11 protein-coding genes are annotated in these 25609 nt (G+C 37.5%); all 11 read left to right on the top strand.

Annotated features, from left to right (window positions below; translation table 11 throughout):
- Nucleotides 1-32: 32 nt before the first annotated feature.
- Nucleotides 33-2465 carry an ABC transporter permease gene (locus AAC073_RS18365; protein ID WP_339925266.1) on the top strand — a complete coding sequence of 811 codons (2433 nt, stop codon included), beginning with the start codon at nt 33-35 and terminating at the stop codon, nt 2463-2465.
- Between the two features lie 115 nt (nt 2466-2580).
- Nucleotides 2581-4986: an ABC transporter permease gene (locus AAC073_RS18360; protein WP_339925265.1), complete on the top strand. Its 2406-nt coding sequence runs from the start codon at nt 2581-2583 to the stop codon at nt 4984-4986.
- Nucleotides 4987-5010: 24 nt separating this feature from the next.
- Nucleotides 5011-7443, top strand: coding sequence for an ABC transporter permease (locus tag AAC073_RS18355; protein ID WP_339925264.1), 2433 nt, complete (start codon nt 5011-5013; stop codon nt 7441-7443).
- 53 nt (nt 7444-7496) lie between these two features.
- Nucleotides 7497-9908, top strand: coding sequence for an FtsX-like permease family protein (locus AAC073_RS18350; RefSeq protein ID WP_339925263.1), 2412 nt, complete (start codon nt 7497-7499; stop codon nt 9906-9908).
- Nucleotides 9909-9962: 54 nt separating this feature from the next.
- Entirely contained in the window at nt 9963-12359 is a 2397-nt protein-coding gene (locus AAC073_RS18345; RefSeq protein WP_339925262.1) for an ABC transporter permease, read from the top strand.
- A gap of 107 nt (nt 12360-12466) precedes the next feature.
- Nucleotides 12467-14836, top strand: coding sequence for an ABC transporter permease (locus AAC073_RS18340; RefSeq protein WP_339925261.1), 2370 nt, complete (start codon nt 12467-12469; stop codon nt 14834-14836).
- Between the two features lie 11 nt (nt 14837-14847).
- Nucleotides 14848-17262, top strand: a complete 2415-nt coding sequence (locus AAC073_RS18335; protein WP_339925260.1) for an ABC transporter permease — start codon at nt 14848-14850, stop codon at nt 17260-17262.
- A gap of 11 nt (nt 17263-17273) precedes the next feature.
- Nucleotides 17274-19703, top strand: coding sequence for an ABC transporter permease (locus AAC073_RS18330; RefSeq protein WP_339925259.1), 2430 nt, complete (start codon nt 17274-17276; stop codon nt 19701-19703).
- A 188-nt stretch (nt 19704-19891) separates the two neighbouring features.
- A complete protein-coding gene (locus tag AAC073_RS18325; protein ID WP_339925258.1) occupies nt 19892-22309 on the top strand; it encodes an ABC transporter permease in 2418 nt (805 codons plus the stop codon).
- Nucleotides 22310-22411: 102 nt separating this feature from the next.
- Entirely contained in the window at nt 22412-24778 is a 2367-nt protein-coding gene (locus AAC073_RS18320; protein ID WP_339925257.1) for an FtsX-like permease family protein, read from the top strand.
- Nucleotides 24779-24814: 36 nt separating this feature from the next.
- Entirely contained in the window at nt 24815-25483 is a 669-nt protein-coding gene (locus AAC073_RS18315) for an ABC transporter ATP-binding protein (RefSeq protein WP_339925256.1), read from the top strand.
- Nucleotides 25484-25609: the final 126 nt, after the last annotated feature.

Raw genomic sequence — 25609 nt, 5'->3', positions numbered from 1 at the left:
TAAGGGTTAACATAATAATAAAAAATGCAGTCATGTTTAGAAATTACCTAAAAATCGCTTGGAGGAGCTTAAAGAAACAGCCTTTCTTTACCTTTCTAAATATTTTTGGTTTAACCATTGGGATGGCAGGAGGCCTCCTTATCTCTTTGTACATTTACGATGAGCTGAGTTATGATAAAATGTTTCCGGATGCAGAACATATTTACCGTATCAATGCAGACATAAAGTTTGGCGGGGCAGAAAATATAGCTGCTGTGGTACCAGCTTCCATGGCAGAAGTGCTAGAAAAAGATTTTCCTCAGGTGGAAGCCGCCACTAGGTTTAGAACGATTGGAAGTACACTATTAAAGAAAAGTGGAAGTTTACGCAATGTTAAATTAGACGGCACTACCTATACTGATCCTTCCTTTTTAGATTTGTTTGGGATCGATCTTCTAGTTGGTGACAAAGAAACTGTATTAATGGAGCCCAATACAGTGGTACTTACTAAATCTGCTGCGGAGAAATTTTTTCCTATTACTGAAGCCGTTGGACAAGCCCTTGTTTTGGAATCCGGTGATACCTTCACTGTGACAGGGGTGATCGAAGACCTACCCAAAAATTCAATCTTGCACGACTACACGCTTTTTATTGCCATGTCCGGCTTTGCGGACGCTAAAATACCCAACTGGGGCGCTCACAATTACAATACCTTCGTAAAACTTTCCAAGCTTTCCAATGAAGAAGATTTTGAGGCGTCACTTGAATACATAGTTGATACCTATGTATTGACCTGGGCACAAACAGTCTTTCCAGGCATGACTGCAGAGCAGTTTGATGCTTCGGGTAATTATATTCGCTATAGTGTTACGCCTTTGACTGATATACACCTTCACTCTCAACGAAAAGGGGAAATGAATGCCAACAATAGCATTCAGAACATATACATACTCTCGTTCATTGCCTTGTTTCTGATGGTATTGGCCAGTGTTAATTTCATGAACCTCAGCACAGCAAGTTCCCTGAAAAGGGCGAAAGAAGTAGGTATTCGTAAAACTTTGGGATCCAATCGTTTTGCTTTAATAGGTCAATTTTTGACTGAATCCGGACTTATCAGTTTTGCTTCCTTACTTGCTGCTTTAGGGTTGACAATCTTGCTATTGCCGTATTTTAATGACTTGTCTGATAAGCAATTGTCCATTCCCTATTTGGAGGCTTATTTTTGGATGATACTTATTGGAGCCACAATGGTTTTAGGATTATTGTCAGGGATTTATCCTGCGTTTTTCCTTTCACGTTTTGCACCAATTAAAGCACTTTCAGGCAATGGAAGCAGTGCTGTTGGTGGTGGTAAATTGCGAAATGGACTCGTTGTTTTTCAATTTGCCATATCTGTTTTTCTTATTGTCGCTACTTTGGTGGTGTACGGTCAGTTGCAGTTCATACAGCAAAAAGACTTGGGTTATCAAAAAGAACAGGTACTGATTCTTAACGATGTCTATGCTTTAGGTTCAAGAACCAAGGTGTTAAAGAGTAAGATAAACGAGTTGCCACAGACAAGCAATGCGACTTTAAGTGGCTATTTCCCTACACCCTCTTTTAGAAGCAATAATTCTTTTTTTGAGGAAGGAATTACTGATCAAGAGAAGGCTTTAAGTATGCAAACTTGGGAGGTTGACCATGATTATGTCAAAACATTCAATATAAATATAGTCGCCGGAAGAGATTTTGACCAAACCAGGTCCACTGATTCCTCAGCAATGCTTATTAATCAAAGTACACTAAAAGTGCTGGGAATGTCAGCTGAGGAAGTTTTAGGTAAAAGGTTTACTTCTAATATGGTGGAAACGGAACATGAATTTTATACGGTTATAGGAGTAATCAACGATTTCCATTATGAGTCCCTAAGAGAAACAATCAGTCCTTTAAGTCTAGTGATAGGAGGTAGTCCGGGAAGTATGGCTATTAAATTAAAATCCGGAGACTTTTCACAGGCTGTAGCCGAGATAGAATCGATCTGGACTCAATTGGCTCCTGACCTTCCTTTCAATTATTATTTTATGGATTCATCCTTTGACATCACCTACCAAGCAGATCAAAGGTTGGGTAAGCTGTTTGTCATTTTCACGGTGCTTTCTATTCTGGTGGCTTGTCTGGGACTATTTGGGCTGGCTGCTTTTAATGCCGAGAAACGTACCAAGGAAATCGGGATTAGGAAGGTCTTGGGAGCCAGTGTTGGACAAATATCCATCAAACTTTCGGTAGACTTTCTAAAGCTAGTGGGGTTAGCAGTGCTTATTTCTTTGCCCTTGGGCTGGTATGCCATGAACAAATGGCTTGAAGAATTTTCATATAAAATAGAAGTCGGTTGGTGGGTTTTGGCACTTGCAGCCATTCTCGCTGTATCCATTGCCATACTTACAGTAAGTTATCAAAGTATAAAGGCGGCAATGGTTAATCCAATTAATAGCTTAGGTACGGAATAATTTTCTGTCAAATAAATACTACAATAGAAATTTAAAAAAGTTGAATGTTACCAAATAATTAAACTGGATTTCCTTTGATTGAGGAATTATGGTGAGGATAATAAAAAAATAAATTATGTACAGAAACTATCTGAAAATTGCCTGGAGGAATCTTACCCGCAGAAAGGGGCACGCTCTTATTAATATTGGGGGCTTGGCCATCGGTATTGCTGTATGTATTTTAATATTTATCGTTGTTCAGTTTGAACTTAGTTTTGACGATTACCATCAAAAGAAGGATCGCATTTATAGGGTTTTGACTGAGTACCATCATGCAAATACCCCTGTTTTTTATGGTGCTGCTATTCCTTATGCCTTGCCTGAGGGCATAAAAAGTGCCCTTCCCCAAATAGAAAAAGTAGCTGCCTTTTATGCTGAAAGAAATACCCAACTATTAATTGTTGACGATAGTGGAAAAACAACGAATAAATTCAAGGAAAAAAGTGGTGTTTTTGTTACAGAACCTAATTTATTCGACATCTATGACTTTGAATGGCTGGCTGGAAATGCTTCCGTATTAAAGGATCCTAACAACGTAGTACTCAGCAGAGAAACGGCAATTAAATACTTTGGCAGGTGGGAAGAGGCAATGGGGAAAACCATCAAATGGAACAACAAAGAATTATTGAAGGTAACAGGGATTTTAAATACAATTCCTAAGAATTCAGATCTCCAGGTCAAATTATTGATTGCTTATGGAACCGGGTACACTTCGAACTTCCTGCAATCCAGTGATTGGGATGGTACTGACAGTAGTTTTGGGTGTTTTGTACTACTACCAAATAATGTAACTCCGGCCTCTGTAGATTTACAATTAAAAGTACTATCAAAAGAGAATAAGGTGACTGATAACGAAGACAGCCACGTACTACAACCTTTGGATCAAATCCATTTTGATACCGCCGCAGGAAATTTCAGCAACAGAAGTATCAGCAAAGAAATGATACAGGTATTATGGATTGTGGCTGGATTTATTTTGCTGATTGCATGTGTAAATTTTATTAATTTATCAACAGCTTTAGCAGTAAATAGAGCAAAAGAAATAGGAATTAGAAAAGTAGTTGGCAGCAGTAAGTTACATTTAAGGGTACAATTCCTTACTGAGACTTTTTTGATTGTTATTCTTGCAGATTTGCTTGCACTGGTAATCGTTTCTCTATCCTTAAAGCAAATAGGTCTCTTAATTGACTTACCCCTGACCTTCAATATTATTCAACCTTTCAAAATGCTTTTCTTTTTGGTTTCAATTACTTTGGCCGTAACGCTTTTGGCAGGGTTTTACCCATCTTTTGTGCTCGCTAAATTCAATCCAATTAATGTATTGAAAAGTAAAATAGCGGCATTTGCCTCAGGAGGAATTGCCTTGCGAAGAAGCCTGGTTGTATTCCAATTTATCATTGCCCAAGCCTTGATCATCGCTACCATTATCGTGGTAAATCAAATGGACTTTTTTAGCAATCAATCTTTGGGTTTTGAAAAAGATGCCATAGTGAACGTTTCTATTCCCAATGACAGTACAGCCAATGCAAGAATAGATTATTTACGAAATGCGCTATCTGCAATAAATGGTGTCAATAGTGTGAGTTTTAGTTCAAGTACGCCTATGGAAGAGGGAAACAGTTGGGGGAAATTCACTTTCGATAAGGCCGTAGAAGAAAATGAATTTTATTCAATAAGGAAAAGAATTGACCATGAATTTTTGACTACCTATCAATTGGAATTGGTGGCTGGACGAAACTTTTTACCAGCGGATGAAACACTGGAGTTTTTGATAAATGAAACATTGGTCAAAAAACTTGGAATTAATGATCCTCAAGAGGCACTAAATAAAGAAATTAGGTTGGATGATACCAAAGGACTAGTTGTGGGTGTGGTCAAGGATTTTCAAGAACGATCATTAAAGGACAACATCGCTGGAGTATTCATGTTTCCTCAAAAATCTAGATATAACCTGGCAGGTATAAAATTACATTCCATTGAAGCATTAGGCACAATAAAGGAAATAGAAAATCTATGGAATGAAACCTTTCCAGATTTTGTATTTGAATACAATTTTTTAGATGACAAAATTGCCGGGTACTACGAACAGGAAAAACGATTGTCTCATTTGTATCAATTGGCTGCAGGGGTTGCCATATTCTTAAGTTGTTTAGGATTATTCGGGCTTGCATCTTTTATGATAATGCAACGGATAAAGGAAGCGGGTGTTAGGAAAATCCTTGGAGCCACTAAAACCAATCTAGTGTACCTGTTCTCAAGGGAATTTATAGTTCTAATAGGGATTGCATTTTGTATCGCAGCACCTCTTTCATGGTATTTTATGAACCAATGGCTGGAAGCATTTACCTATCACATCAATATTTCTTGGGATGTATTTGTAATTGGTGGTACAATGACCATGTTAATAGCCTCGGCTACTGTAAGCTTTCAGGCTTTTAAGGTTGCCAATGAAAACCCTGTAAATAGTTTACGCGCGGAATAAGAGGTATTTAAAAAATTTAAGATCATGTTTAAAAATCACTTTAAAATCGCTTGGAGAAGTTTGAAGAAACAGCCTTTCTTTACCTTACTAAATACCTTTAGCCTTACAATAGGTATTGCAGGGGGAATGCTCATATCTCTTTACGTTTACGACGAACTGAGTTTCGACAAAATGTTCCTTGATTCTGACCGCATTTACCGCATCAATTCAGACATTAAATTTGGTGGAGAAGTCATGCACTTAGCTGAAACCGGAGCCCCTATGGCCGGAACAATTCTAAATGATTTTTCCCAGGTTGAAAATGTTACCCGGATCAGGAATCGGGGAAGTTTACTGCTCAGAAAAAGTGGTATTATAGAAAACACAAAGGAAGACCAGGTAGCTTTTGCAGATTCTACACTATTTGATTTTTTTGGAATAAACTTGCTGGTAGGAGATTCAAGAACTGCGCTCACTGAGCCAAATACGATAGTAATGACCAAAACAGCTGCGGAAAAACACTTCGGAGTTAACAATGCTTTGGGCCAAACTTTATTGTTGAACAATGAGGATACCTATACGGTAACGGGCGTGATTGAAGACCTGCCCAAGAATAGTTTATTGAGGGATCATTCTTTATTTATGGCATTGGCTGGATACGATGATGCTCAACAAATGTTGTGGACCAGCCACAATTATTTCACATACATCAAACTTATACCAGGAGCAACTATTGAAGATTTTCAAGTCCATCTGCATTCAATGTTGGAAAAATATATTTTTCCTTATGTTCAACAATTTTATCCCGGAATTACGGCTGAATCCTTTGCTGCATCTGGCAATTATTTACGGTACAGTACCATTCCTTTGACAGCTATTCACCTGCATTCCAATCGCCACCATGAGCTGAGTGCCAATAGTAGTATTCAAAATGTATACATTCTTTCCTTTATAGGTTTATTTCTAATTGTGTTGGCCAGCGTTAATTTTATGAACTTGTCAACGGCCTATTCGCTAAAAAGAGCCAAAGAAGTTGGCATTCGAAAAACCCTGGGTTCTGACAGGTTTCAACTGGTTTGGCAATTCCTGACAGAAGCAGGTATGATCTCTTTTATTTCTTTACTGCTTGCTGTAGGGATTGCAGTCTTGGTGCTACCCTTTTTCAATGAACTTTCGGGGAAATCAATGACCATACCAATTTCAGGCCCTTATTTCTGGATCATTTTGTTTTCGGCTACCATACTGTTAAGCCTTTTTTCAGGTAGTTATCCTGCATTCTTCATGTCTAAATTTGTAGCTGCGAAAGTCCTTAAAGGTAGTGGGCAAAGCAGCATTGGGGGAGGAGGGGTTCGAAACTCGCTTGTGGTTTTCCAGTTTGCCATTTCGGTTTTATTGATCGTGGCTACTTTGGTTGTTTTTCAACAACTGAATTTTATTCAGGATAAAGACCTTGGTTACACCAAAAATCAAATCCTTGTTATCGATGATGTATATGTTACGGGTAATCAAATTGAGGCCTTTAAAGAGGAAGTTCAGCAATTAGGTCAGGTGGCAAATGTTTCTTTGAGTGGGTATTTACCTACTCCTTCTTTCCGACAAGACAACTCTTTCTTTAAGGAAGGATCAACCGAACAGGAAAACGCCCTGCAAATGCAAAGCTGGCAGGTAGATCATGATTATATATCCACCTTGAATATGGAGTTAATAGCCGGTCGTGATTTTGACAAGCGATACCCTTCAGATTCTGCAGGGATGATTATAAATGAATCCGCCTTGGCAATTTTAGGAATAAATCCTGAAGAGGCTTTGGGCTTGAGACTGTCTCAGGATTTAGGGGAAGTAAACCCAGATTTCTATAAAGTTATTGGAGTAGTTAAAAATTTTCATTTTGAATCTTTAAGGGAAAATATTGGCGCATTGAGTCTTTCTTTAGGAAGTTCCTCAAGTACAATGGCTGTTAGGATAAAATCTGGTGATTTCCCCAATGCCATTGAAGGCATAGCGTCAATTTGGACCCAAATGGCCCCCGGCCAACCTTTCAACTACAGGTTTATGGAGGATTCATTCAATAGGGTCTACGAATCCGAACAAAAACTAGGACAGATCTTTATGGTTTTTACTATTTTATCCATAATGATTGCTTGTTTAGGCTTATTCGGTCTGGCTGCTTTCAATGCTCAAAAACGTACGAAGGAAATTGGTATCCGAAAAGTATTAGGAGCAAGTGTGGGGCAAATCACCCTACGCTTAACAACCGACTTTCTAAAAATGGTAGGCATTTCCATTTTGATAGCCATGCCCATAGGATGGTATGCCATGTCCAAATGGCTTGAGGATTTTACCTATCGGATAGAAATCGGTTGGAGCATATTTGTTTATGCTGCCTTTCTGGCGATCGGCATAGCCATCCTAACCGTGAGCTATCAAAGTATTAAGGCTGCGATAAAAAACCCTATTCAAAGTTTAAGCACGGAATAGAGAAAATCAAGTTTCAAATGAAATGCAATAATGGCCACTAAAAACCAAAAACCATGTACAGAAATTATTTAAAAATTGCCTTGCGAAATATCCGGAAATATAAACTCCATTCCTTTATCAATATTATAGGATTGGCCGTTGCTTTCTCCGTAAGCATATTGCTGTTTTTGGTTGCCTATTTTCATTTTAGTTTTGATTCGTTTCACAAAGATTCAGACCAGTTATTTAAGGTTTCCCGTTTTACCAATGCTTCCCAAGGGATGAATATAAGTTCCAATATGCCATTGCCCCTAGGTCCAGTTTTAAAGGAAGAAATTCCGGAAATTGAGGCGGCTATAACATTTCATAGTGGCATGCCAGCAACCATGCAGTTTGAAGATATAGGTATTGAAAAGATTATTTCCAGAACGGATGCTTATTTCTTTGATAATTTTAATTTCCCAATCTTGATAGGAGATAAGAAAACTGCGCTTGCTGGCATTTATAATATTGCGTTGAGTGAAAGTACTGCAAAAGCAATATTTGGGGCTAAAAATCCGATTGGAGAAGAGTTGAGAATAGGGAAAACCGGAGAACAAAAGACCTACACTGTCTCAGCTATAATTGCAGATGCTCCAAAGAATTCCAGTATCCGCTTTGATGCAGTGGCAAGGATTGAATCACTGCCTGACTTTAATGTCAATAAAAATAACTGGGAAATTAATTTTCCCAATCTGTATGTTAAAATTTCTAAGAATAGCAATCAGAAAGTGGTTGCTGACAAGTTAGTTTCAATGGTAGAAAAATATTATCCTGAGCAATTGGCCCAGCTTAAAACCGAACAGCCAGAAGCTACAGAAACCAATGAGCTCTTAAGTCTAAACCTCACACCTATGGACCAGGTTCATTTTTCTGGGGAAAGAAGCGCTCCGAAAACCTTGATATATGCCATTGCAGCACTAGGATCATTTATTTTGTTGATCGCTTGTTTCAATTTTGTAAACTTAAACATGGCCCACTCCTTCAAAAGGAGTAGGGAGCTTGGGGTTCGAAAAACTTTAGGAGCCTTTAAAGGTCAATTACTATTACAATTGTGGGGCGAGGCTTTTATTCTTTATGCGATAGGTTTTGTGCTAGGGCTAGTTTTGGCCATTCAATTGGTGCCTGTGTTCAATGCTCAATTTGGTGGAGGAATTCAAATTGAAGGCTTGTTTCAACCTACTTTTATTGCCATTATTTTTGGAGTCTTTTTGCTTGTAACAATGATTGCCGGAGGCTATCCTGCCCTTAAAATGGCCAATTTCGGATTGGTAGATATTCTGAAAGGAAACGTCTCAAAGAATAAACCTGGTACGCTACGCAATTCTTTATTGGTGAGTCAGTTTGCCATTTCCAGTTTGTTGATATTTGTAAGTGTAATTGCTGGTCAACAGTTGAATTTCCTAAAAGATAAACCCATCGGTTTTGAAAAAGAACAAGTCATCAGTATTCCAATAGGGAGTCAAGAGGAGGGAAGAAAAGTTCTTTCCCGATTGCAAAATGAGCTTGCCAGTGATCCGGAATTTGTTTCGATAAGTGGCGCCGGAGGTAATTTGGGTAGGGGGAGAGACCGGATAACTTCCAGAGAGAATATAGACTTTATTTACAAAGAAAACCGGATCGATACGGATTGGGTTTTGGTTGATTTTAATTATCTAAAAACGCTGCAAATCCCACTCTTAAAAGGAAGAGATTTTAGTGCCGATTTTGCCACAGATACTATCGATGCTGTAGTCGTTACCGAAAGCTTTGTTAAAGCCATGGGCGAGACAGATCCAATAGGTAAATACTTTGGTGGAAAGGATGAACAATCAGGAAACCGGATCATAGGGGTAGTAGCTGACTTTTATGCCCATTCACCTTCCGATAGGTCCTTACCTATTGTTATGCACCTGTCATCCACAGAAGCTTTCAATTATATCTTCCTTAAAATCCAATCAGATTCTCCCAGTGCTACTATGAATAAACTTTCAACTGTCTGGGAAGAAATAACCGCAGATGTTGATTTTAAAGCTTCCTTTTTAGATGAAAACCTTCAAGCCTGGTACGAAGGAGAAAGTATATTGACTACCACTTTTGGTTTTGCCTCTGGGGTAGCGATTTTTCTTTCTTGCTTGGGTTTATTTGCTATTTCCCTTATGGTCATAGAAATCAGGACCAAGGAAATTGGTATTCGAAAGGTAATGGGGGCATCTGTTAAGGAAATCGTTAAAATGATCTCTTTCCATTTCATGAAATTGATTTTCATTAGCCTACTTATTGCCACTCCATTGGCCTGGTATGCCATGCAAAGTTGGATTGAAGGTTATGAGCACCGTATAGTTATTAGCCCAGACACCTTTATAGGGGTCGGGATAATGGTAACACTGATTGCCCTACTTACAGTGAGTTTCCATGTAATTAAAGCTGCCATTATCAACCCCGTAAATAGTTTACGGTCAGAATAAATTAGATAGTCTTCTCTTGCCTTAAAAGCTTGGGAACGTTTTAAATTATGATTTATGCTTAAGAACAACTTAAAAATTGCCTGGCGAAATATAAAACGCAATAAAGGCTACAGCTTTCTGAATGTTAGCGGTATTGCCATAGGTCTCGCGGCTTTTTGGTTGATAGCATTGTATGTAGCCGATGAACTTAGCTATGATCGATCCTTTACTCATTCGGAGCAAATCTTCAGGGTCGCTCAGCATGCGAATTGGGACAATGGAAAAATGGACATTGCCCTTACCTCTCCACCTTTTGCAGTGGCTTTAAAAAATGAATTCCCTGAAGTGGAAGAGGCAGTAAGAATCAATATTGAAGGTGGTGACTTAATTAATTACGCCAATAAAAGTATCAACCAAGAGGGCATTTGGTTTGCTGAAAATGCTTTCTTTGCGCTTTTTGATTATCCATTTCTTTATGGACATGGTGCAACTGCTTTGGTAAATCCGGGAACCATCGTCCTTACAGAAAGCCTTGCCATTAAAATTTTTGGGGATGCCTCAAAAGCAATTAATAAAACAATTGCCATGGGTAGCCAAAAACAGCCTATAAAAATAACTGGGGTTATAAGGGATATTCCCCAAAACTCCCACATGAAATTCAGTGCAATCCGTTCTTTTGCAAAGGAAGACCTGAAAAGTGAAAATTGGAATGCAGCATTTCTATATACTTACCTTCTTTTAAAAAAAGGGACTGACCCAGAATCATTTTCAAACAAGCTGCTTCCTTTCGAAGAGGAACTGGCCAGCCGAATGAATTTTTCTGATTTTAAGATAGAATTACAAGCACTAACAGCTATTCACCTGCATTCTCATCTGGATTATGAATTAAGTACCAATGGAAATGCCGGATTGGTCTACTTATTTATTGTAATTGGGCTGCTAGTATTGTTGATTGCGGTAATCAATTACATGAACCTATCTACAGCACGCGCCACCATGCGGGTGAAGGAAATCGGTATCCGGAAGGTGGTTGGATCTGAAATAAAACACCTCGTAGGGTTGTTTTTAAGCGAGGCCATTTTGGTCACCTTTATTGCTTCACTATTTGCCTGTTTTATCGTTCAATTAACCCTTCCCATATTTAATCAATTTGCAGAAAAAGAGTTGACACTCCTGCATTTCGGAGCACTCAAAACCATTGGGGCAATTGCCTTTTTTACGGTTTTGACAGGGGTTTTATGCGGCAGTTATCCAGCCTTGTTTTTGTCAAGACTTAAAATGATTCCTTCACTCAAAGGGCAAATGGGCAGTTTGAGTAGGAGTATTTTCCTACGGAAATCACTTGTTGTAGTCCAGTTTGTCATCACAGTTTGCCTGATAAGTGGCTCCTACATTATCTACAAGCAAATGCAATTTGTTTCCCAAAAAGAGCTTGGATTTGACAAAACACAGGTGTTGATAAGCCATATTGATGATGTAAAAGTACGTAGCAAAATACCAGCATTAAAAGCAACACTTCTGCAAAGCCCCTTGGTAGAAAATGTAGCAACAGCCGGCAATCCTTTAGGTACCAATTACCTTGGCAAATTTAGTTTCTTTTTTGAAGTGAATGGAATAATGCAAACCACTGCCACTATGGCAAATTTTCTCTACATCGATGAGGATTTTCTACCAACCAATGGAATGAAATTATTACAGGGTAGAAATTTCTCACCTGATAGGCCAACAGATAGTGAGGGCACCGTAATCATTAACGAAACATTGATGAAATCTCTTGGCTATAAAGATGCCATTGGAAAGAAAATAAATTATAAATCCGGAAATGACAGTCTGGTAAAACGGCAGGTTATTGGGGTTATTAAAGATTTTCATTCTACTTCTCTCCAACATAAAATTGAACCAATGGTACTGTTGATGCCGCCAAACGATAGGGAAAGAGATAATCTGTATATAAAAATTTCAAAAGGTAAAGCGCTTGAGGGGATGGCATTTGTTAAAAGTACAATGGAACAATTCGATTCCGAGAATCAAGCAAATGTTTATTTTCTCAATGAAAATTTTAACCAACAATACCTGGCCCAACAAAAACTGGGAAAATTATCACTGGTATTTACCATCCTAGCTTTTATCATTTCAGGTCTTGGTCTGCTGGGTCTCGTGATCTTTGTCACTGCTCAGCGTAGAAAGGAAATTGGTTTAAGAAAAGTGCTTGGGGCTTCTATTATCTCTGTTACGCTGATGTTGAGCAAAGATTTTGGCAAACTGGTTGCCATTGCATCTCTAATCGCCTTTCCCATTGCCTGGTTTGGCATGAATAGATGGCTACAGGACTTTGCTTACCATATTGACATCAAATGGTGGATGCTTTTGGCCTCTGGGGCCATTGCTTTTACAATTGCCATGTCGACAGTAGGGTTTCAGGCCTTTAAAGCAGCTTTATCAAACCCCGTAAAAAGTTTACGGTCAGAATAATAAAGAGACGATACCTCTTGGTCTTTTGAGATAAGAACTGTATGGTTTATTCTGTCCTGAATAAGTAAATTGAGTGTAAATAATTATACAATAAAATATAATAAATAATGCTAAAATACTACATCAAATTTGCATTAAGAAACTTCAGAAATAATAATATCATATTTGGAGGAAGTATCCTAACCTTATCCTTAGGTGCCTTGTGTATATCTTTATTGTATTCTTATGTACTGGACCAATTGAACATGGATGGATTTCATGAGAATAAAGATAATGTTTATGTAATTACCAAAAAGACTTCAGCCAAGAGTTTGCCAGAGGTTTTCGACCCTACTTTAAATTTTAATATTGAATACAAAGATTTCCCTGAATTGAGAAGTCATACGAGGGTAAGTAAATATTCTGATGGAGAATTATTATTTACTTACGACAATACAACTGTTTCAGCGGGAGGTTTGATAACAGATAGCTTGTTTTTTAAAGTTTTTGACTTTAAGTTATTGATAGGGGATATCAACAATGTTCTGGATGAACCAGACGCCATTTTATTAACAGAGGACTTTGCTAAGATTATATTTGGAGATGAAGATCCAATAGGTAAAATCATAGAAGTAGGTGATAGAAAGGTGAAAAAATTTACAGTCAGAGGGATTTTAGACAAAGTTCCTTATAATAGTTCGATAGAGTTAGATTTTATTATGCCTCGACAATATAATGATCCAAATTTTTTCAGCAGGATGGGTGGTAGTTTTATTTTAGTAGATAAAAGCTTCGATGAGACTTTATTTAAAGAAAGAATAAATCAATTTGAAGACAAATACAATCGATTTAAAGAAACCACACTGGATATTTTGCCCTTTGATTATAAAGAAATAAACAAAAGTAATGTTCAAAGTCATGGTATTTTTAGTCGTATAGTGAATGAAAATAACCTTTATATACAAATCATTATTATGCTGGTTATTCTTACAATATCTGCATTAAACTTTTCTAATCTACAAATAATAAATACAAATTCCAGAATTAAAGATTCGGCTTTGAAGATAGTGAATGGTGCAAATAAAAATCACACAGTCAAACAAATGTTTGTTGAAATGTTGGTTTTAATATTAATATGTACTTTAATCACAACGTTAGCCTATGTTTTAGTTTTGCCAACGTTTACGAGTCTAACAAAAATTTATCTTTCTCCCTCACTATTGGAAGTTATAAAAATTAATTGTTTAGTACTATTATTAATAGCCACTATGGGTATGATTTATCCATTTATAATAGGAATCAGAGTTCCTTTGGTAAATGGGTTGAGAAATATGGTTATAAACGATAGAAACCTAAAAGGGAAGGGGATAATTGTTGTTTTTCAATATACATTGGCTTTTTTATTATTGATATCTTCTATGGTTGTTGCGAAGCAATTGTCTTTAATGCTGGATATGGATCTGGGATTTAACCAAAAAAATATAGTGAGCGCTCAATTGTGGACGATTCCTTCAAATATTGAAACTAGGGAAGACTATGATAAGTTTCTAACTAAAATTAACCTTGGTAAGAATGAATTAGAAAGGAATGGAAATATCAAATCTTTTACAAAAGGGAATATACCAATTGATTCCTTTACGATGGATTGGAAGAAGAAAAATGAAGAAAATGACCTTGAAACCCATAATATGTTACAGGTTTCTCCTAATTATGAGGAATTATTTAATTTGAAATTAATAGAAGGTCGCTTTTTTGATAATGATATCGATCGTTCTCGTGAAAATAAGATTGTAATTAATGAAGCTGCAAAAAAATATTGGAATATAAGTGCAATTAACAATACTATAATGGAACATGAATCCTGGGGAGATTATAATATTATAGGTGTTGTGCAAGATTTTAAATATCAACATCTTTCTTCCATAACCCAACCATTAATTATGATTTATATGGAAAACGTTGATGATCCTTATATTGTTGAATTTTACGATGAATCAATTGAAAGTGGGTTGGGATTTCTTGAAAACTTTTATAAAAACAATAATCCTCAAGCATCCTTTAACTATACCTTTTTAGAAGATGACATTGCTTCACTCTATCAAAAAGAAAAGCAATTGGGTATAAATTACATATTGTTTACGGTAATTGCCCTGATTATATCTATAATCGGACTTTTTACTATCGCTATTTATGGAACCCGTCGCAGGGTGAAAGAGATAGCAGTTCGAAAGGTAAATGGGGCCCAGGTTTGGGAAGTGATTTACCTTTTGAATATCAGTTTTATTAGATGGGTTGGATTGGCATTTATTATAGCTAGCCCAATAGCGTATTTATTAATGCAAAATTGGCTCCAAAATTTTGCTTATAAAACTAATATAAGTTGGTGGATATTTGCCTTGGCAGGTGCGTTTACTTTTATTATTTCATTGTCGACGGTGAGTTGGCAAAGCTATAAAGCAGCAATTGCGAATCCTGTTAAAAGCTTAAGAACAGAATAACCCTTAAAGTCATGTACAAAAACTATCTAAAAATTGCCTGGAGAAACCTTAAACGTAACAAAGGCTATGCTGCCATAAACATTGGCGGATTGGCTTTAGGAATGGCTGTAGTAATCATAATTGGTCTATGGGTTCTGGATGAGTTAACTTTCAATACCCACCATGATAACCATGATAAAATAGCCCAGATTTACAATAGGGGCAAAAACTTGGATACCGGTGAAATTGGTTCTTTTCCCTCTACGCTGTATACCATGGGAAGCGTAATTAAAGAAAATTATTCAGATTATTTTGCCCATGCCATTCGTGCCACCTGGGTGGGAAATTATGTATTGTCCAATGATGGGGAAAATTACACCGAGACAGGGCAGTTTATTGAAAGTGAAGCCTTGGAAATGCTTTCTTTGGAAATGGTCCAGGGTTCTTATTCAAGTTTAGAGGAGGTGAATGCAGTGGTTTTATCTGAAACAGCTGCTGCTGCCATTTTTAGGAAAGAAGACCCTATAGGAAAATCCATAAAAATCAACAATCAGATGGATGCTGTAGTGAATGGGGTTTATAAGGAGCTTCCCAAAAATAACAGTTTTGCCAATGTCAAGTTTTTTGCTAATTGGCAATTGACGGAAGCAAATGAGCCGGATAGGTTTGAACGGATAAAAACCGTTTGGGACGATTGGTCATTCCAGTTTTATGTTCAATTAAATCCAGAAATTGATTTTGAGACAGCCAATGCTGCCTTGAAGAATTTATATTCTCAATACGGACCATCAGAATCATTGGAAGGTTATGAAAGACGTGGCCTTCATCCATTTGTCTACCCTATGGATAAATGGCATTTATATTCTGAATTTGACGCGCAAGGCAAACCTACTGAAGGCAGGATCACCTTCGTTTGGTTATTTATAGCCATAGGTGGATTTGTATTGTTACTCGCCTGTATTAACTTTATGAATCTAAGCACAGCACGATCTCAAAAACGCTCCAAGGAAGTAGGCATTCGAAAAACTGTTGGGTCCAATAAGGAGCAATTAATTTTTCAGTTTTTAAGTGAATCCATTTTAATTTCGGGTATTGCCCTTCTATTTGCATTTTTTCTGGTTTTAATTTCCATCCCCTGGTTCAATGAATTGGCCGGGAAAAACATGCAGATTCCATGGTCTAATTTGGTTTTTTGGTTCTCATTAATTGCAGTCACCCTGATTACCGGGCTGTTGGCCGGTAGTTATCCAGCACTGTATCTATCTTCATTTAGCCCCATTAAGGTTTTAAAAGGTACTTTCAAGGCTGGGCCTTATTCTGCTGTTCCCCGGAAAGTATTGGTGGTGTTTCAGTTTGCCGTTTCTATAATGTTGGCAGTCGGCACTGTCATTGTATTCAACCAAATAGAATTTTCTAAGGACAGACCTATGGGCTATGATCAAAATAATCTTATTTCGATCCAAATGAACAATCCCGAATACAATGGAAAATATGATTTACTTCGAAATGAGCTCATAAACTCTGGAGTAGTAGCAAACATGACGCAATCATCCTCCCCATTAATGGGCGTTTATAGCAATGGTGGCGGAAGTATTTCTTGGGTAGGAAAAGATCCTAAGATGTCTCCTGATTTTGGCATCCTCAGGGTGACTCACGATTATGGCAAAACAGTAGGTTGGGAATTTCTGGAAGGTAGGGACTTTTCCAGAGACTTCGCCTCGGATTCTTCTGCCATAATTATCAACGAAGCGGCTGTCAAATATATGGGTATAGAAAATCCGGTAGGAAGCTTTTTCAATTTTGGGAATGGTGATCGTGTGGAAATCATTGGCGTAACGAAGGACATGGTGATGCAGTCCCCTTATCAGCCAGTCAAACAAGCTTTTTTCTACCTTGATTACGATAGGGTAGATTATATCAATATCAAAATTAAAGCGGATGCCATCACTAGTGATGCCATAGCGTCGATAGAAAAAGTATTTGCAAATGTAGTTCCCTCCGCCAAATTTGATTATGGTTTTATTGACGAGGCTTACGCCAAAAAATTTGAATCGGAGCAGCGCTTGGGAAATTTGGCTGGGGTTTTTACCATCCTGGCCATTCTTATCAGTTGTTTGGGCCTTTTTGGCTTGGCTTCATTTGTGGCAGAACAACGGACCAAAGAAATAGGGGTAAGAAAGGTCCTCGGAGCTTCAGTTTTAAATTTATGGCAGATGCTCTCTAAAGACTTTGTGATTCTGGTATTGATATCCTGTTTGTTCGCTGTCCCAATCGCTTTTTATTTTATGAGCCAGTGGTTGCAAAATTATGAGTATCGAATGGAAATATCTGGGTGGACTTTTGTCTGGGCAATTACTGGTGCCATGCTTATCACTTTATTTACGGTAAGCTTTCAAGCCATCAGAGCAGCCAATGTCAATCCAGTGAAAAGTTTAAGAACTGAGTAAATAAGGAGGCCATGTATAGAAATTATCTAAAAATTGCTTTTCGAAGCATCTGGAAAAACAAAACTTTCTCATTGATCAATATCATCGGTTTATCGATAGGTTTGAGTGCCGCTTTTGTGATCGGGATCATGATTTATTATGACCTTACCTTTGATAAAATTCATGCCGATAAGGAAAGGATTTACAGGATAGTAATGGATACGAAAGGACCCGATCGGGATGGCCATTCCAGAGGGGTTCCGGTTCCTCTTATTGACGCTTTACAGAACAACAGCACCGGAATTGATAATGTAGCTCCTTTTTTTGTGTCTAGTTTTACTAAAGTGACGGTAGCTTCCAGTCAAAAGGAATTTAATTGGCCGGGAGATGTAGTAATAGCTGATCAGGAATACTTTAAGATTTTTGAATACCAATGGCTTGCCGGATCACCAGGTACTGCACTTGAAAATCCATATGAGGTGGTATTGAGCAAAGGCAGGGCAGAAAAATATTTTCCTGGCAAATCACCTGATGAAATAATAGGCAATACCTTAATTTATGAAGATTCTTTGAGCATAAAAGTGACAGGTATAGTGCTTGAATTTGAGGAACGTAGTGACTTTACTTTTAAGGAGTTTATAGCTAGGAAGTCCTTTCAAAATTTAGATAAATATGGTTATTTCTATGATGAAAGTTGGGGAAGTGTCAGTTCATCAACCCAATTGTTTATTAAAACCGATAAATTTAATAGTAAAGAGGCTGTGCAAGCCCAATTGGATGTATTGGAAGAAGAGAGCAGAAATGAAGAAATGGCTGCCTTGGGCTATTTCAGATCCTTCCATCTTCAACCTTTAAAAGAGCTACACCTTGGGGATAATTATGGGGTATTTGACAATAGTAATTACCGGGCGAGTTCCGATGTTTTGTTTGGTTTAGGTTTTATCGCTGTCTTTCTATTATTATTAGGTTGCATCAATTTTATCAACCTGAATACCGCCCAATCTGCTAAACGAGCCAAAGAAATAGGTATTCGTAAAACATTGGGCAGTTCCAAAAAGCAATTGGTCATTCAATTTTTAGGTGAAACCTTCATATTGACCCTCTCTGCAGCTATTCTGTCCATTTTCCTCGCTATTTTTCTTCTTCGTGAATTCGCTGAATTTATGCCTTCCGGGCTAGGTCTAGATTTAATGAAAAGTCCTGTGCTTATATTATCCTTGATACTGTTATTAGTGCTAATTACCTTTTTGTCTGGATTTTATCCCGGTCTTGTACTATCGCAATTTAAACCTGTATCCGTTCTAAAAAATCAGTCCATATTGGATGGGGAAAAAGGGGATTTAAGAAAATACTTAACTGTCTTTCAATTTGTAATTGCCCAGGTATTTATTATAGCTACACTATTGGTAGGTAAACAAATTAACTACTTAATTAACAAAGATATGGGCTTTAAAAAAGAGTCGGTAGCTTATGTTAGGGCACCAAGTAATCCGACTTCAGTCGAAAAAATTGAAGCGTTTAGGGAGGTGCTTACAGGCATTCCTGAGATTAAAAAATTAAGTAAAGCTGGTGCAGCTCCAGCATCCCAAAGTTATTCAGGAAGAGGGGTTAGTTATTTTTCTGGAGGAAAAGAAACCCATGTTCAAATACAATTGCTCTATGGGGATGAAAATTACCTTGACTTATATGGTATAGAGCTCTCGGCTGGTCGTTTACCGCTTAATGATTCCATCTCCGAATATGTTGTCAATGAAACATTGATGCGCCAATTGGGATTTCAAAAGCCCAACGAAGTTATTGGCCAGCAATTCAAGGTAAATGATGAAAATATACCAATTGTAGGGGTAATGAAAGACTTTAATCAAAGTTCTCTCAGAGAGGAAATAGAGCCAATGGCTTTTATTCAAAATTCTCAAAGTAGCACCATTCATTTTTCATTTCAAGCCAATGATGTAGAAAATTGGCCATTGGCAATTAATAAAATCGAAGCGTATTGGAAGGAGTTCTTCCCTAAAGAAACTTTTCGAATTAATTTTATTGATGAGGATGTCAAGCAATTTTACAGGCAAGAGGAAAAAATGGCCACGCTATTAAAATGGGCCACCGGTTTAGCCATATTAATCAGTTGTCTTGGCCTACTTGGATTGGTTATTCATACCACAGAAAAGCGGACCAAAGAAATCGGCATTAGGAAAGTCCTTGGGGCCTCCTTGTTCCAATTAAATATTTTGCTAGGGAAAGAGTTTATGGTTTTGGTGGGCATAGCCTTTATTATAGCTGTTCCAGTTTCGATCTGGGGCATTAATATATGGTTGCAGGACTTTGCCTATAAAACAGCACTTAGCTGGTGGGTTTTTCTTTTAGGTGGACTTAGTACAACAATAATTGCACTTATCGTAATTAGTATAAAAATATTTTTAGCAGCCAATGCCAATCCTGTAAAGAGTTTGAGCACTGAATAGAAAGTGGCTTTTGTAAATATATTGTACATATCCTGTCAAAAAGTTTTACAGTAAAATCTTAAATTGCGATAATTTATATTTTAAGTAGCTGAAATACAGGTATATGTGATTTTGGCATGAAGATCGTATTTATTTATTCAAGAACCTGAATAGCCCTAAAGCTTAGCGCTAAATAATTTGATGAAACCATGTATACACTTTTCTTAAAAATCGCTACCCGATACCTGCTTAAGAACAAGTTGTATTCCTTTATAAATATATTTGGATTATCAATAGGGATTGCCTCCTTCACTTTGATTATGCTTTATGTAAATCATGAAGAAAGTTATGACAAATTTGATGGATCTGATCAGGTATACCGCGTGTATATGGATTACCTAGAAGGGAATGAATATATGCCCGGAGATGCCAATGCCTATATCGTTAGTGGTCCCACCTTAAAAAATGAATTTCCTGAAATTAAAGATTATGTTCGGCTTCGTCGAGTGAAAAGTCAGGTACTTTTATATGACAATAAAATTTTTGACAATCAAACGGGAGCTTTGACTGATCCCAGCTATTTTCGAATTTTTGACCGTGGTTTAAAGAAAGGGGACATTAATACAGCGCTTAATGAGCCGTATTCAATAGTACTGTCCGCTTTCCTTGCCCAAAAGATCTTTGGTGAGGTTGACCCAATTGGTCAGAGTTTAAAGATAGCAGGTGGTGGAGATGCTCTATTTAGCATCACTGGTGTCATGAATAGCAATGTCCCAAATTCACATATTAACAACGATTTTTTGGTCTCCTTTAAGACATTCTATACCTGGCCGGTATTTAGCAATGATTGGAAATATACCTGGAACCAAAATGAATATTTTACCTACTTAACTATAGATGAGAATGCCAATGTAAATCAGCTCAATCAAAAGGTTATGAATTTTACTCCCGAGGGACTCCAAAATGAAAGGCACCATCTTGAACCTATAGAAGAGATTCATTTGTACTCAAACAAACCCTATGAAGCTGAAGCCAATGGGAGTGGAGACAGCGTAAAATTACTGGCCATGATTGCCTTTATTATCCTATTATTATCTTGGATGAACTATGTCAATCTCTCGACTAGCAAATCCCTTGAAAGGGCCAAAGAAATAGGCGTTCGCAAAGTTGTGGGAGCAAGGAGACCGCAATTGATCCTTCAATCATTAATAGAATCTGGTCTTTTGAATTTTATTGCCATCCTGTTGGGTATTGTAGCCGTCTATATTTTGCTTCCCCTTTTTAACAAGTTTGTAGACCTTGAACTTCAGTTGGATATTGCCCAAATGGGGAGATTTTTACCTTATTTTTGTTTTATACTGGTTGGAGTGTTTCTTTCGTCATTCTACCCAGCTTTTGTATTGAGCAGTTATAAACCTGTTAAGGTTCTCAAATGGAAATTGCATATTTCAACGAATGGCTTCAATATGCGCAAAGCATTGATAACAGGTCAATTTTTAGCTACCATTGCTTTATTAACATGCGCTTTTATGGCAAAAAAGCAAATAAGGTACCTTCAAAATAGACCCATAGGCGCAAAATTAGATAATTTGGTAAGTTTAAATGGTAGGGTTTTGAACAGCAATAATGACTCTTTATTGCACGTGGCATTCAATACGCTTGTCTCAGAACTAAAGAAAAGTCCGTCTGTAGAAAATGTGGCTTTGGCACAGACTTATCCAGGGGATAATTTTGGAAATTTGAATTCTAATATTGGCGTAATTTTTCCAGATGGTAGAAAAGATGTCAAACAGGTTTGGTATAATTATGCCGCCCAACCTGAATATTTTGATTTGATGCAGATGGAATTTGTTGCTGGTGAGCCTTTTTCTCAAACAGCAATGGGACGAAGCAACAATATCGTAATCAATGAAAAAATGGCAGATTTTATTGGGATAACCGATAGGAACAGTGCTACAGGTAAGACGATTAGATTTTGGGATCAGGAATGGACTATAAATGGTATTTTAAAAGATTACCACCATTTTGGATTGAAATCTCCAATTGAGCCCTTTCTTATTACCCACAATAATAATACAGCAAATGTTTTGGTGAAGCTAGACAAGCGGTCAGCAAGTATGGCTAGTACTGCCCAAACACTGGATCAATTAGACAATATTTGGCATCAGGTATTTCCTGAGAGTACCTATAATTATACTTTTTTAGATCAGAATTTCGCGAATCAATACAAGCAAGACCGTCAATTTGCCATGGCTTTTCAAATTTTTACCATTCTGGCCATTTTGATTGCTTCCATGGGGCTTTTTGGTTTAAGCTCTTATAGCGTGGTGCAACGTAAAAAGGAAATCGGCATACGGAAAGTAAATGGTGCAAGCGTAGGCCAAATTCTACAACTATTGAACAAGGATTTTATAAAGTGGGTAGGGGTAGCCTTTTTAGCTGCAGTGCCTATTTCATGGTTTGTCATGCACAAATGGCTACAAGGTTTTGCTTATAGGGCTGAAATTAGCTGGTGGCTATTTGTTTTGGCTGGAATAACTGCATTATTGATAGCGCTTCTGACTGTTAGTTGGCAAAGTTTTCAAGCAGCAATTTCCAACCCTATTGACTCCTTGAGTGATGAATAAAATTTCACTCGGATTTTAAAATTAAATTTCCAATACCTATTAAGGCTAAGCCCTGTAATAATCGAACTGCTGCTCAAGAATTAAAAAATAAATCTAGTAATAATGCTAAGACATAACTTGAAAATTTTCTTCCGAAATATTAAAAATAATAAAGGGACTTTTCTGATCAATACTTTTGGATTGGGTATAGGCATTGCCTCATTTTTACTGTTGGCACTTTATGTTCACAATGACCTTACTTACAATCACTTTCATGACAATTTCGAAAACATCTATAGGGTAAGGGATGATAATGCTTTTCAGACCAAGGGACCATTATTACCCAAATTATTGGAAGACTTGCCTGAAATTGAAAATGGCACAAGGATCTTTGATTGGGAAGGGTTTCGAATGAGTTATAGAGAGGTGGCTTTTCAGGAGAATATTCATTACGTGGACGAAGGTTTTTTCTCCGTATTTACTTTTCCATTCTTAGAAGGCTCAGCAAAGAATGCTATAAAGGAAAAATATGGGGTAGTAATCAGCTCAGATTTTGCTAAAAAGTACTTTGGTTATGAACCTGCTTTGGGTAAAAAACTGCAAATAAAATTTGAGGATGTGTTTTTGGAAGTTAAAGGGGTAGTAGACATCCCTTCAAATTCTTCCGAGAAATTTGATATTGTAGCCTCCTATGATACTGGGGAAGAAATTTCCCCTTGGATAAAGGATGTACATGACTGGTACAATCTTTTTTCCATTACGTATGTGCAATTAAAAGAGGGTATTGTTCCGGAATCAATCCATGGAAAATTACAGCAAATTGTCAAAGAAAATTACCTACCAGTAGGTCAAAATGAAACAGTCATTAGCCTGATGCCTTTTGGCGAATACCACGAAGCCGAAGAGTCCAATCAAACGCTTATTGTGATCCTTAGCATTATCGCTTTTGGCATCATCAGTATAGCAATTGTAAACTTTATTAATTTAACTATAAACAGTGTACTCTCTCGAATGAAGGAAATTGGGATCAAGAAAGTACATGGCGCCAGCAAAAGTCAGCTATTTGGACAAATAATGACCGAATCTTTTGCCGTTAGTTTTATTGCCCTGCTTTTGGGTTTAAGCTTAATGGCCCTATTTCTACCCACCTTCAATTCCCTTTTTGAAACAGATTTACATTTTACCCCATTTCAAAACCCGGTTTTTCTATGGATTCCCATCACAATCTGGGGGATAGTAGGGGGCTTATCAGGACTAATACCTTCCTTGTTTTGGGCCCAAGGAAAATTAACAGAAAGTTTAAAAGGCTTTTCCTTTTCAGGAAACAGATCTTCAGCTGCTAGACACTCTCTTATCGTCATTCAATTTGCCATTGCTATTGTCTTGATTTCAGGAACATTTTTGGTTAGAAAGCAAGTCAACGCCATGATGGAAAAAGATCCACTTTTTGATACGGAAAATGTAATCATTACAGAATTGCAACCTTGGCAATTTCCCGATATGAAAAAGACCAGCAATGGATACAAGCGGATTGCAGCGGAAATGGAAGCAAGCCCTCTAGTGGAAACGGTAAGTTTTTCCCAGTGTATCCCTGGCTTTTATAGCGAAAACTACAATGTTTTTTATCCTCAAGGGAATCATTTAGTAGCGTCAATACACCTACGAAAAGCCTATGTAGGTGAAAATTATTTCAAAACCTTTGGCATCAATTTTTTGTCCGGTGAAGGCTTTGAAAAAGGGGCTGTAAATTACGACAATGCAATTGTACTTAACAAGACAGCTACCCAAGAACTAGGCTTTAAAGTAGCAAGTGGTCAGGTCTTAAATGAAAGTTCAGTTACGGGTGAAATTAGAAAATTGGTTGGGATAGTGGATGATTTTAGTTACCAGGGGGTCCAACACAAGGCCCAACCTCTGGCCCATATATTTTCTGAACAAGAAGATTTTACCAATTGGGGATACTTTTCTATAAAAGCTCGGAAAGGAGCAAGCATGCAGGTGCTTGATCTGTTAAAACAAAAATGGGGTCTTGCTTTTTCAGGATTAGCACCTAAGTTTTATTTTGCCAATGACAAGCTCAATGAGCAATACAAAGAGTACATTAAAATCAATAAGCTAGTGGCTTGGTTTTCTATCCTAGCAATCCTATTGTCTTGCATGGGCTTGTTTGCTTTAGCAACATATGCCATGGCCAAGAGGACCAAAGAAATAGGCATCCGCAAAGTGAATGGCGCCAAAGTATCCGAGATTTTACTCTTACTCAACAAGGATTTTCTGAAATGGGTACTGCTGTCATTTTTAATTTCAGTACCAATTGCATGGTACGGCATGGACAAGTGGCTGGAGGGATTTGCCTATAAAACTACTATCAGTTGGTGGGTATTTGGTTTAGCAGGCACTGCTGCCATTGCTATTGCATTTTTGACGGTCAGTTGGCAAAGCTTTAGAGCTGCAATGTCCAATCCTGTGGAAGCATTAAAAGAAGAATAACCTATACATTCAAACATTATATTATAAATTGAAACCATGCTCATACAATTAAGCAACATTTTCAAATGGGTCCAACAAGGAGGACGAAGGGTTTTTTTATTAAAAGATATCAATTTTGAGGTGGAGGAAGGGGCTTTTATCTCCATCATGGGCCCTTCTGGATCAGGAAAATCAACTTTACTCAATGTGATCGGCATGTTGGATGCTTTTGATGAAGGTAAATACAATTTTATGGATGAACCTGTTCATCAGTTAAAGGAAAAGCACCGTGCCGCACTTTACAAACAATACATTGGCTTTGTTTTTCAGGCCTACCATTTGATTGATGAATTGACAGTTTATGAAAACCTGGAAATGCCATTGCTCTATAAAAAGCATACTGGATCCGAACGTAAAGCCCTTGTTGCAGATATGTTGGATCGGTTTAATATTGTAGGAAAAAAAGACTTGTTTCCGGCTCAACTAAGCGGTGGGCAACAGCAATTAGTAGGAGTCGCAAGGGCATTGATTGGAAAGCCAAAGTTAATTTTGGCTGATGAACCAACAGGAAACTTAAATTCCAAACAAGGTGAGGAAATTATGGAGCTTTTTAAGCAATTAAACAAGGAGGGGGTCACCATCATTCAAGTAACCCATTCAGAAAAGAATGCTGCTTATGGCAATAAAGTAATTCATCTTTTGGATGGAAGGAGGGAGAAAGAATAACATTCCCTTTTGAAACCAATGCTGCTAGTAGCTGGAAATCTAAGGTAAGACAGGGAAGTTTGAAAAAACAATCAAACTTCCCCAAAGTAGAGCTAGCCTAAATTGGTGATGGCATGGTTTGATTTT

The organism is uncultured Cyclobacterium sp. (assembly GCF_963977555.1).
GTDB lineage: Bacteria > Bacteroidota > Bacteroidia > Cytophagales > Cyclobacteriaceae > Cyclobacterium.
Note: the sequence above shows the minus strand (reverse complement) of the source record. Positions and strands in the feature narration are given on the sequence as shown.

Excerpts from the sequence above, each read along its gene's own strand:
- AAC073_RS18365 (WP_339925266.1), top strand. The coding sequence starts at position 33 with ATGTTTAGAAATTACCTAAAAATCGCTTGGAGGAGCTTAAAGAAACAG.
- AAC073_RS18360 (WP_339925265.1), top strand. The coding sequence starts at position 2,581 with ATGTACAGAAACTATCTGAAAATTGCCTGGAGGAATCTTACCCGCAGA.
- AAC073_RS18355 (WP_339925264.1), top strand. The coding sequence starts at position 5,011 with ATGTTTAAAAATCACTTTAAAATCGCTTGGAGAAGTTTGAAGAAACAG.
- AAC073_RS18350 (WP_339925263.1), top strand. The coding sequence starts at position 7,497 with ATGTACAGAAATTATTTAAAAATTGCCTTGCGAAATATCCGGAAATAT.
- AAC073_RS18345 (WP_339925262.1), top strand. The coding sequence starts at position 9,963 with ATGCTTAAGAACAACTTAAAAATTGCCTGGCGAAATATAAAACGCAAT.
- AAC073_RS18340 (WP_339925261.1), top strand. The coding sequence starts at position 12,467 with ATGCTAAAATACTACATCAAATTTGCATTAAGAAACTTCAGAAATAAT.
- AAC073_RS18335 (WP_339925260.1), top strand. The coding sequence starts at position 14,848 with ATGTACAAAAACTATCTAAAAATTGCCTGGAGAAACCTTAAACGTAAC.
- AAC073_RS18330 (WP_339925259.1), top strand. The coding sequence starts at position 17,274 with ATGTATAGAAATTATCTAAAAATTGCTTTTCGAAGCATCTGGAAAAAC.
- AAC073_RS18325 (WP_339925258.1), top strand. The coding sequence starts at position 19,892 with ATGTATACACTTTTCTTAAAAATCGCTACCCGATACCTGCTTAAGAAC.
- AAC073_RS18320 (WP_339925257.1), top strand. The coding sequence starts at position 22,412 with ATGCTAAGACATAACTTGAAAATTTTCTTCCGAAATATTAAAAATAAT.
- AAC073_RS18315 (WP_339925256.1), top strand. The coding sequence starts at position 24,815 with ATGCTCATACAATTAAGCAACATTTTCAAATGGGTCCAACAAGGAGGA.